The 10,420-nt window shown below is 46.5% G+C and carries 12 protein-coding genes; all 12 read left to right on the forward strand.

The annotated features are described in order from the left end of the window. A partial coding sequence (locus KQI64_RS05325) for a hypothetical protein (protein ID WP_216523695.1) occupies positions 1-249 on the forward strand: 249 nt, incomplete at its 5' end. A 200-nt stretch (positions 250-449) separates the two neighbouring features. After that, positions 450-929, forward strand: a complete 480-nt coding sequence (locus KQI64_RS05330) for a DUF2975 domain-containing protein (RefSeq protein WP_216523696.1) — start codon at positions 450-452, stop codon at positions 927-929. A 12-nt stretch (positions 930-941) separates the two neighbouring features. Continuing rightward, a complete protein-coding gene (locus KQI64_RS05335) occupies positions 942-1,157 on the forward strand; it encodes a helix-turn-helix domain-containing protein (RefSeq protein WP_216523697.1) in 216 nt (71 codons plus the stop codon). A gap of 2 nt (positions 1,158-1,159) precedes the next feature. Then, complete coding sequence (locus KQI64_RS05340) at positions 1,160-1,678, forward strand: hypothetical protein (RefSeq protein ID WP_216523698.1); 519 nt, start codon at positions 1,160-1,162, stop codon at positions 1,676-1,678. Positions 1,679-1,692: 14 nt separating this feature from the next. Beyond that, positions 1,693-2,184 (forward strand): hypothetical protein, encoded by a 492-nt coding sequence (locus tag KQI64_RS05345; protein ID WP_216523699.1) that lies wholly within the window; start codon positions 1,693-1,695, stop codon positions 2,182-2,184. Positions 2,185-2,615: 431 nt separating this feature from the next. Continuing rightward, positions 2,616-3,536, forward strand: a complete 921-nt coding sequence (locus tag KQI64_RS05350) for a dockerin type I repeat-containing protein (protein ID WP_216523700.1) — start codon at positions 2,616-2,618, stop codon at positions 3,534-3,536. Between the two features lie 34 nt (positions 3,537-3,570). Further along, positions 3,571-6,927, forward strand: coding sequence for a leucine-rich repeat protein (locus KQI64_RS05355; protein WP_216523701.1), 3,357 nt, complete (start codon positions 3,571-3,573; stop codon positions 6,925-6,927). 201 nt (positions 6,928-7,128) lie between these two features. After that, a complete protein-coding gene (locus KQI64_RS05360) occupies positions 7,129-7,440 on the forward strand; it encodes a type II toxin-antitoxin system RelB/DinJ family antitoxin (RefSeq protein WP_201428159.1) in 312 nt (103 codons plus the stop codon). After that, positions 7,437-7,748, forward strand: coding sequence for a type II toxin-antitoxin system RelE/ParE family toxin (locus KQI64_RS10750; RefSeq protein WP_216523702.1), 312 nt, complete (start codon positions 7,437-7,439; stop codon positions 7,746-7,748). The genes KQI64_RS05360 and KQI64_RS10750 overlap by 4 nt, the downstream gene beginning before the upstream one ends. A 1,027-nt stretch (positions 7,749-8,775) precedes the next feature. Then, positions 8,776-9,477 (forward strand): site-specific integrase, encoded by a 702-nt coding sequence (locus KQI64_RS05370; RefSeq protein ID WP_216523703.1) that lies wholly within the window; start codon positions 8,776-8,778, stop codon positions 9,475-9,477. Next, positions 9,464-9,970 (forward strand): tyrosine-type recombinase/integrase, encoded by a 507-nt coding sequence (locus KQI64_RS05375; protein ID WP_216523704.1) that lies wholly within the window; start codon positions 9,464-9,466, stop codon positions 9,968-9,970. Before KQI64_RS05370 ends, KQI64_RS05375 begins: the two co-directional genes overlap by 14 nt. Before the next feature lie 196 nt (positions 9,971-10,166). Next, positions 10,167-10,325, forward strand: a complete 159-nt coding sequence (locus KQI64_RS05380; RefSeq protein ID WP_216523705.1) for a hypothetical protein — start codon at positions 10,167-10,169, stop codon at positions 10,323-10,325. Positions 10,326-10,420 lie beyond the last annotated feature (95 nt).

Genomic DNA, 10,420 nt, shown 5'->3' on the forward strand with positions numbered 1-10,420 from the left:
CGAAAAGAGAAAGACACACAAACATATAGCGCAATATGCCGAATCAATCATTTCGAGTCGGAAAAAGGCGATGTATATATAAAATCAAATATGTTAGGCTACTACCGAATCATTCGCAACCACGGTGAAGTGGTGTATTCAATGACGGTGTTCGATTATTTGGTATTAGTCACAATGATTTTGGCTTTTTTAAGCGTATTTGCTTTTGTTTTCATCTTAGTGTTAAAGAATTTGAAATATTGGGTGTAAAGTATGCTTAATTATTTCTTGTTGAGTACAGCGTTTTATCTTTATCTGAACGTGATTTAGATTTGTAATGAGGAAAAATTTTTTACAACAGAAATCAACATAAAATGCCTTGCTTTATCACAAATATATCGTAACACGATAAATTATTATTGACAATTGCGGCTCTTGGGCTTATAATATAAGCAAAGGAGGTCATCAATATGACGCAAAAAACACTCTCAAAACTGGCAAAGGTCATCATTCTGTTATTCTGTCTGTTGGGCGTCGCCTTTTACGGCGTTGCTGTTCCGTTCGGAGGACGCGAGCTTCTTGCCGATGCGCCTGATCTGCAATACTGCTACCTTCCGTGGTTGATTTTCATGGAGCTGATGGTGATTCCCGATTACGCGGTTCTGGTTTACGCGTGGAAAATCTCGGATTCGATCGGCAGGGACAAGGCGTTTTCCTCGATCAATGCAAAGCGTTTCCGTCAGGTTTCGCTTCTGGCGCTTGCGACAACGGTCTATTTCTTTGCCGGCAATACCGTTTTCTTTCTGTTGAACATGAACCATCCCGCGGTGTATCTGGTCAGCTTTGTATTGACGTTTATCGGCGCTTCCATCGCGGCTGCCGCGGCGATTCTATCGTATTTATCACGCAAGGCAGCGGATTTGCAGGAAGAAAGCGATTTGACGATTTAAGAGGTGACGGATATGGGTGAAATCATATTTAATATAGACGTCATGCTCGCCAAACGCAAAATGAGTGTTACGGAGCTGTCTCAGCGCGTGGGCATTACAATGGCGAATATTTCTATACTTAAAAACGGAAAAGCAAAGGCGATAAAGGTCTCCACACTGCAAAAGCTTTGCGAAGCGCTTGACTGTCAGCCGGGCGATTTGCTCGAATATCGGAATTGGGAGGAATGACGATGAAAAAATTGATAACCGGTTTTCTATCTGTTTTGTCATTTACTCTTATTGGCGTAATGCTGTCTGCGTGTTATGGATGTTATACGTTGGACGGAGCAAAAGATTACAGCGGAATAGATTGTAATTTTTTCAACTATAGCGATAAAGCAACCTTAGAGCACCCGACTCATGGCGAGTTTGCTCAACTATCAAAAGACAAACTAAATGTGCTCGGAGAAAAAGATGACGTTATGGGCGGAATAACGCTTGTCTACGGCGATTTTGAAAAATATGTCCATACAGACGGTAAAATATTTGTCCTTTGTGAAGGTGTATATCATGTATTTGATCTGGATGATTATCATTATCCCACAACAGAAGAAGAAGGTTTAGATTTAGAAAACGGTGGTGTAAGTTACGTGAGATTACACGAATTTGTGAACAATAATTTCTATCACACATATACGCCTGATGAATTTGAGGAAGCATATCCCAATCAGGAACGGTACAGGTGGATTAACTGCAAAACAATCGAATAAAGGAGGTAGCCAATATGAAGAAACGCATCATAATCATGGCTGTTGCAATCGTTCTGATTCTATCCGGCTGCAATCCGATCGGAATGTTTCTGCAATCTGTTTTTGAGAGTCAGGACGGAGACTTGAGGATTCTATACGGCAGAAATGGTGCGGATTACATTTATGATCATAACGTCCACCTTTCGTATGCACGCGGACGACGCGAGGATTATGTGGGCTTGTATCTTGATGGTGAATCCGGCAAGGAGCAGCGGATACTGGAAGCCGATTTTCAAAAAGCAGCCTTTGAAAATGAACGGTTGTTTATCCTTTCGGACAACGTGTATTATGTTTTGGATATCAGCAGTTATGATGTTCCCGAATATCCGACGGTTTCCTATACCAACAGCTTAGGAATCGAAGTAACAGAGGACGCTGATATCCGGTATGACTTGCAGAAATTCAGCGTCGAAGCGTTTGAATCCGAATACCCCGATAACAGTTCCTTTGAGTGGATTTCGTGGTAGCTGCTTTTGCGCCCTGTTCCACGGCGTCGGCGATTTTTGGACGCGTCTCATTTTTTCCTTCTTTTTTACCGGAAAACGATCAAATTTTACCACTTTGTTGATTTTTTCATACAGACATATTATGATAAAGCTGTAGAGGTCAGCCGCTTTTGCCGAACATTTGAATGTTTGTTTTGTTGGGTGTTTGTACATTCTTGCCAAATTGTCAAGGGTAATTTTGGATTGCTTTTTTGCGGAAAATATGCTATGATAGTAGTGCCAAACAAAACTGAATTCTTTCAAAACGAAAGTTTGTATTTTGTAAAAAATACAGGCTCTACTTTCTTATTACTTTCGTTTTGAAATTGGAAAGGTTTTGTTTGGCGACAAATGAGCTGTGTTTTTGGCGTGGCTCGTTTGGGTCACGCATTTTTTATTTAGGAGGTTTTGAAATGAAAAAAATGTTATCCGTACTATTAGCCGCGACTCTGCTGTCGGGCAGCGTCACCGTGTTCGCGGCGGAGAAAAAGCCTGTCGCGCGTGAGACGCTGGCGACGTTCTTTACCACCGGCGCGGAGGAAAGAGTACCCGGCGAGATCGTGACCGAGCATCTGGTGACCGGTCAGCCGAAGGTGATCAATCATGTGGTGAACGCCTTTACCTACGACGTCTATTATGAGGACGGTCCCGTCATCTGCTACGGCAATTATGACAATCAGGAATTCCGCTGGTCGGAAAACCCCGTCGGTGACGACGGCATCCAAGCACAGCCGCAGGGTCGCTCGCTCTGCCTGAAGATCAACACCGAGGGCTATCAGAGCATCGAGGTTTCCATGAAGCTGGGTCTCGGCGACTGGGAATGGAAAACCGACGAGGATTACGTCATGCAGGTCTACAGCAACAATGTGAACGAAATGATAGAATGGCACCCGATCATGATGGAATGCGGCAAAATGCAGCAGATCAAAATGAATTTGGCGTCCGACTACGTGGAGGACAAGGGCAATAAATATAACGAGGTGTATTTCGATCTGGGAGGCAGACCTGCGACCTATGTCAGCGACATTGTCGTCACGGGCGTTCCCGCTCCCGAAAGCGGCAGAGAGTACTATTACGGCGACGCGGACGGCGACAGAGCGATCACCATTGCCGACGCGACCGCGATCCAGCAGCAAGCAGTCGGTTTGGGAGAGCAGTACTTCGAGGGCTTCCATGTCTTTCATCCCTTCGGCTATTGCGACGTGAACGGCGACGAGCGGCTCTCGATCCTCGACGTGACCTGCATCCAGAAGTACATCGCGGAGTTCACCTCCGGCGCAGGCAGGACGGGCGAGAAGGTCGTTTTCGATCTGCCCGAGGAATGGTATGAATAGTACATAAGTGTTTTCTGAAGAAGGAGGTCAGTTTATGAAGCATTCATTGAAGAAAATGTCTGCGCTGCTGCTTTCGGCTGCAATGCTGTTTGGCGTTCAGGCAACGGGCGTGTTCCCGTCAGTTGTTTCGGCTTACGCGGCGGAAACTGACGGCGTTGCCGGAGCGTCGAGCGGAGTAACGGGTGACTGCGCGTGGACGTTGGATAACGGCGTTTTGACGATCAGCGGCAGCGGTGCTACTGCATATTACGATACGGCTGTCAACAAAACGCCGTGGGGTTATAATATTAAGAAGGTTATCATTGAGGACGGCGTTACCCAAATCGGAAGATGCGCGTTCGCGAGCTGCCGCCAGCTGACCGAGGTAACTATCGCGTCAAGCGTCGTTTCTATCGGTTTTGAAGCGTTCAAAAACTGCGAGCTGCTTGAAAAAATTTCGTTGCCTGACAGCGTGACGGATATCGCCGAAGAAGCGTTCTCAGGCTGCAAAAACCTTTCTGAGATCACCGTCCCGACTGCGTTGAAGCATATCGGTGAGAATGCCTTCAGGAATACCGCGTGGTTTAAAGCGCAGCCCGACGGCTTGGTGTATCTCGGAAATTCGCTGTATACCGCCAAAGGAACCCTGACGGGTGAAGTCGAGGCAAGAGAAGGCACATACTGCATAGCGGATCGTGCGCTGTACGACCAAAAGGAGGTCACCTCGCTGACATTGCCCGAAAGCGTGGAGTACATCGGCGGCGGCGCGTTCACGGCTTGCACAAAGCTGACAGACGCCGTGCTCCCGAAGCATATCAGCGAATTGGGAACATCGCTCTTTAATATGTCCGGTATCAAGCGCGTAACTCTGCCCGAAAACCTGATGGAAATCAATAAATATATGTTTAGTAATTGCCGTGAACTCGAGGAGATTACCCTGCCCGAGGGACTCGCGTCTATCGGGATCAATGCCTTTTACGGCTGCAGTCAGCTTGACGTTATCAATAACACCGACGCGCTCACGAGCATAGACGGCAGCGCGTTCCTAAACAGCAAATGGCTCAACGATCAGCCAGACGGCGCTGTATATCTCGGTAAGGTGCTGTACCGTTATAAAGGGGAATGCCCTGAAACCGTCACCATAGCAGACGGTACAACCTTTATCTCGGGCGGCGCGTTCGGCGGACAGAAAACGCTTGCGTATGTGGAGCTTCCCGTATCACTCCGTGAAATCGGGGATTTTACGTTTGAAAGCAGCGGACTGAATGAAATCAATATTCCGGTCAGCTGCAATATAATCGGTGAAAGCGCTTTTTCTTACTGCAAAAAACTGACAACCGCGGTGATCGGCGGCGGAGTTACCGAATGGGGTCCTGATACTTTTTACCTCTGTTCCGCTCTCAGGGAGCTGACTATTTGCGATGGCGTAAAGAGTATTCCCGATTGTTCCTTCCTCGACTGCACCGCTCTCAGGCACGTCACCATTCCCGAAGGTGTTACGGAAATCGGATACAGGGCATTCATCGGCTGCGCGAAGCTCAGTTATGTCAGCCTGCCTGAAAGCATGACAAAGCTCGGCGAACAGGCTTTCTTCAACTGCGATTCATTGAAAAAGCTCAGTGTTCCAAAGAACTGCGTTGAAGTCGGCGATATGCCGTTCGGACTGAAATATGACGATAATTACAAAACGGTAAAGGTTGACGGCTTCACGGCGTATGTCTATACCGATTCACGCGCGCTGTTTTACGCGAGAATGTATGATATAGACTACATTCTTCTCGACAACCAACCCGCAACCCCCGACGAAGCGCAGATCGCACAGAGCGTTCAGGATGCGCGCAAGGCGCTCGGCGATAAATTCACGGAGATCGCTCTCCTGTTCCCGGTAGGAGGGGCGTTTACTAAGGCTTCCGCCGATGACTATACTTATGCGAACCGCTACGCGGAACAGGTTTATAACGACGAAAACGCGTCTGCGGAGGAACTGATTCTCGCACGTGAGGAGCTGCAGGCTGCCTTTGAGGGTCTTGAGCCGTTTGAGGGAGATAAGGCGGAGCTGTGGTCGCTGATCGAACAGCTCGAAGCCTTTATCGATACGGACGAAGCAAGGGCACGCGATGATTACGAAGCGCTGAAGGATGCGCTCAATGAAGCGAAAGTCAAATACTACTACGCGGGTACACAGGAGGAGCTTGACAAGACTGCCGTCGCGTTGAAAGAATTGCTTGATTCACTCGAGCCACCCGAGCCGCAGCCAACAAGCGGAGTCACAGGTGACTGTGCATGGACGCTTGGTGAAAACGGCGTGCTTACGATCAGCGGCAAAGGCGCGATGGGCGACTATCAATTTAAGCAGACGCTGCCGTGGGGCTCTGATATCAAGAAGCTCGTTGTACAGGACGGCGTGACCTATATCGGCAAATGGGCGTTCTCGGAATGTGCCGATTTGGAAGAGATCGTTTTATCTGATACGGTCAAGACAATCGGCACGGACGCTTTTCAAGGCTGCAAAAAACTCAAAAAGGTTGACCTCGGTAAAGGTGTGGAGACGATACAAAATGGAGCATTTGAGCTGTGCAGCGCGATAGAGGAGATCGACCTTCCCGACACGCTGACCACTGTTGAAAGAAACGCGTTTTTTGTCTGTTCCTCGCTGAAAAGCATCAGCTTCCCTGAGGGCATAACGGAGATTAACGACAACACGCTTGCGTTCTGCGCCTCCTTAACCGAATTGCGGTTAGGGGATAAGGTAGATGTCATTGGATACAACGCGTTCGAGGCTTGCTCCTCACTCGAAACGGTAGAGCTGCCCGACTCGCTCACTACTCTTAAATCTTACACGTTCAGGAATTGCAGTTCGCTCAAATCCATTGTGATTCCCGGCAATGTGAGAGCAATCTATACGCAGACCTTTGAGAATTGCTCGTCTCTCGGTGAAATAGACCTCGGTTCCGTTCAACGGATCGGCAGCAGTGCCTTCAAGGGCTGTACCTCGCTCAAGAGCGTAGTCCTTCCCGACTCAATGACGATGATCGACAAGCGTGTATTTGAGGATTGCACCGAACTGAAAAGAGTGACGGTTCCGAAAAACACCAAGACCATTGATAAGGACGCGTTTGTCGGCTGCGGAGAGCTGACGTTATACGGTTATGTGGATACGGAAGCCCAGAGCTTTGCCGACAGGGACGATAGCGTATCCTTCGTGCCGCTCAACGCCAAGGGAGAGCCCGTCGCGCTGTATGACGTGAACGCGGACGGCAGTGTCGATATCACTGACGCGACCGAGCTGCAAAAGCATATTGCGGAGATCACTTCTGTCAACCCAGCGATTCTAAACCGCGCCGTCAAAGATTTCAGCGGTACGGCTTCTATCAGCGACGTGACAGAGATTCAAAGGAAATTAGCTGAATAACACATAAAAACAGGTTGCCGTAATTGTTCAGATATTGCGGTAGCCTGATTTTTCTTTTTTCCAATTATCTATGTGTATGGATTTAAGAGCAATAAAGCAGGCTTAAATATGGTATAATTTTTTGCTCGAAATGTAATAACAATGTATTGACACACCTTTGCGGTTGGTGTATAATGAAGAAAACAGAACGGAGATGATTTTATGAATATTGTAGACGCGCCCAAAACGGGAACATTTCAGATGCGTATCAATCCCGAAGTAAAAAAGCAAGTGGAAAGCTTATACGCAAAATGCGGAATGACATTGACCGATGCGGTAAACGCATTCTTTCAGCAGTCGCTCAATGTTGGCGGACTGCCGTTCCTGATGAATCAAAACAGCGAAGCAGTTATCCGTCAGCAGGCAATTGCGCTTTTGCTGGCAGATGTCAAGGCTGGTGAGGACAGCGTAAAGTCAGAATCGGATTGGATTTCGGAAGAAGATATGCTGAATGAATTCGGAGTGCAGGCATGATTTTGCGCTATACGCCGCGAGCTCGGCAGGATTTACATGAGATAAAGGATTACGTCAAAAACGAACTGGCAAATCCTCAGGCAGCCGCAAGAATCGTCGAGCGAATACTAAAGGGCTGCTCGAATTTGAAATCAAATCCATACTTGGGGTTGGATTTGTCCTCAAAGATTGGGCAGAAAACAGACTTGAGATATTTAATCCTCTCAAATTACATTGCCATATATAGAGTAGATAATAATACGGTCAGTATTATTCGTATCATGGATGGCAGAACGGATTATTTGCGTTACCTACTGTCGGAGATATGACTTCATTGATATCTGCGAGCAGTCAAAATTTGCGACGCATAAAACAAAGAAAGGGAGTTTTTCTTAAAACGAAAACATGGTTAGAATTCCTTTTCTGCTGTGCTGAAAATGCTGACGACGTGAGAGCATTTGCGATTAAAAAACGAACGCTGCACTTGACATTACTTGTTGAGTGCAGCGTTTTAAACTATATCAGGACGGAATTTAGATTTATGGTGGTTAATTCAAATTGGCTTTCAAGGGGGAGACGGCTTTGAAAAATGATCTGGATGAACTCAAAAAAGTATCAGCCAAATGTTTTTAGACATCGGGAAACAGCCTTTCTCGACCTAATGAAAAATTGCTGGTCTTTTGATGCTGTTCCAAAATCTTTTGCAGGTTTTGACCTCAATTTTGCATAAATCACTTTAACGACTTGCAAAAATCAAAACACGAAAAAAGGCTTGAAACCGACGTTCCAAGCCTGAGAGATCCGGTAATAATGCGGGGAATTAAGTCGCGGTTGACGTTTGGAGACCGCTGCTCTACCAACTGAGCTATACCCCTAAATATTTAGTTGCTGCATAATGACATTAACTCACTGCAAGAGATATATTACCACAGACACGCGATTTTGTCAAGCATTTTTCAACACAAAAACGCCAATTTGAATAAAAACAGTGTTTTCCACGTGCGAAACGCACGTCAATTGCATTTCATTATCAGGGATATCACGTGCAGAATAGCTTGTTTGCACACGTGTATGACGTGGTATCTGACCACTGCTCAACTTTGTTATTGAACCCGAAAAAGACACGTAATCTTTCGGAGGCTGCGATGTGGCTGGGTATTACGTTCAAAAAATGTCTACCCAGGGGGCATATCAACGAGGTGTCCGTTTTATTGTACACCCATCCGTTTATAATTGAGTTTAAGAGAGTTTAAGAGTTCCTAAATTGACAAAGTGAACCCCATATTTTTTGAATTTAGCTGGATATTGACCAATGCTTGTGGTATTGTTGTGGTTACTAAAAAGGAGGTTGCTTCAATGAAACGAGAATTATTAGATAACGGTAATATTTGGCAGAAAAACGACGGGCGTTGGATAGGTCTGGTGCGTTACAAGGATGAGTTCGGTGTAACACAGCGTAAGAGTTTTTCCAGCAAAAAGAAGAAAACGCTGCAGGCGAAGATGACGGAGTACGTCAAAAACTTCAACGAGCATGTCGCCAACTCTGACGAATCAAAAAAGCCTTTGAAAGAGAGCATGAAGAACTGGCTGAGAGTTTATAAATTCCCGGAAGTCGAGCGAACGACTTATGACCGTTACGAATGCACAGCCGAGCATCAAATCTATCCTTACATCGGCAACAAACCTGTCGGAGATGTCACGCCCGCCGACATCAAGAAACTGCTTACCAAGCACATGAACGCCGGATACGCCTTCACAACGAGCAAGAAAGCTTACTCACTGTTAAAGATGTTCTTCAAGCAGCTATATCAGGAGGGCGCGATACCGAATAATCCGATGTCGTTGATCGACATGACGAAGAAGGATAATTACCTCGCAGCGCAAAACAGGGAGAGTAAACCGCAATGTGATATGGTGGTAGTGTTCACTGACGAGGAACTAGAGAAAATTAAAGCAGAAGCGTTCAAACGCTTCGCCAACGGCAAACCCGTCTATCAGCAGTCGGCTGCATACTTCCTGATGCTCAACACCGGATTGAGGGCAGGTGAGTTATATTGATCTCGAAAATCGTGTCATACATCTTCAGCGCGGAGTGAAGGAAGTCCATGTCAGAGACGGTCTTGAATACGTCGCCAAGCTCGAGGTTAAAGTCGGCAAGCTGAAAAGCAAAACGAGCAAGCGTGACGTACCGCTTAATGACATAGCGATAGAGATGATAAAGCGCTTACGCGAGGAAGTGTATCTTGGCGAGGATAAGCCACTCATACCTGACGAGAACGGCAACTTCACCAATCCGAGAAATATGCGAAATCGGTTCTACCGCATACTCGACGCGATAGGGTTGCCACATAAGGGACTGCACACTTTCAGGCACACCTTCGCAACACGATTAATCAACGGCGTTAAACAGCCTGACGGTAGCGTGAAATCATTATCGGTAAAACAGGTTGCGGAGCTACTCGGGCATACGACCTCGGAAATAACAGAACTCTACTATGTCAAGCGCGACTCTACAAGGCTGGTAGGATTGACCGACAGCTTCAACCTGTAGCCAAATACGAGCCGAAAACACCGGTGATTATTTGAAGCAGGTAAAAGCGAGCCGTCCTTTGGTGGACGGCCCGCGAAAGACATCGGACGGCAGAGCCGACCGTTTTGCAGTTTTTTGAGTAGACAAGCTGTGATTATTGAGGGAGTCCTCAGTATTTGCGGCGTTTGTGTGAAATGAAATTTTTATGGAGGTGCACATGGAAGAATACAAAAAGGTTACTATCAGCTTTGCGAAAGATCAATTGGAAAAGCTGGATGACATAATGTCTAAGGAACCGGGATACACGCGAAAATCTTTGGTGGATGCGGTGGATAACTACATCGATCACCGTGTCCAAAAGGAAAACATCAGCTGATCAGTTGTTTTTGCCGTCCGATACATTATGATTTCCTCTTGTTTTATCGGATAATAACTGACATCACCATTCTATCATACCGTCGGCAGTAATTC

Origin of the sequence: Lachnoclostridium sp. MSJ-17, assembly GCF_018918205.1 — a bacterium.
Classification (GTDB): domain Bacteria; phylum Bacillota; class Clostridia; order Oscillospirales; family Acutalibacteraceae; genus Ruminococcoides.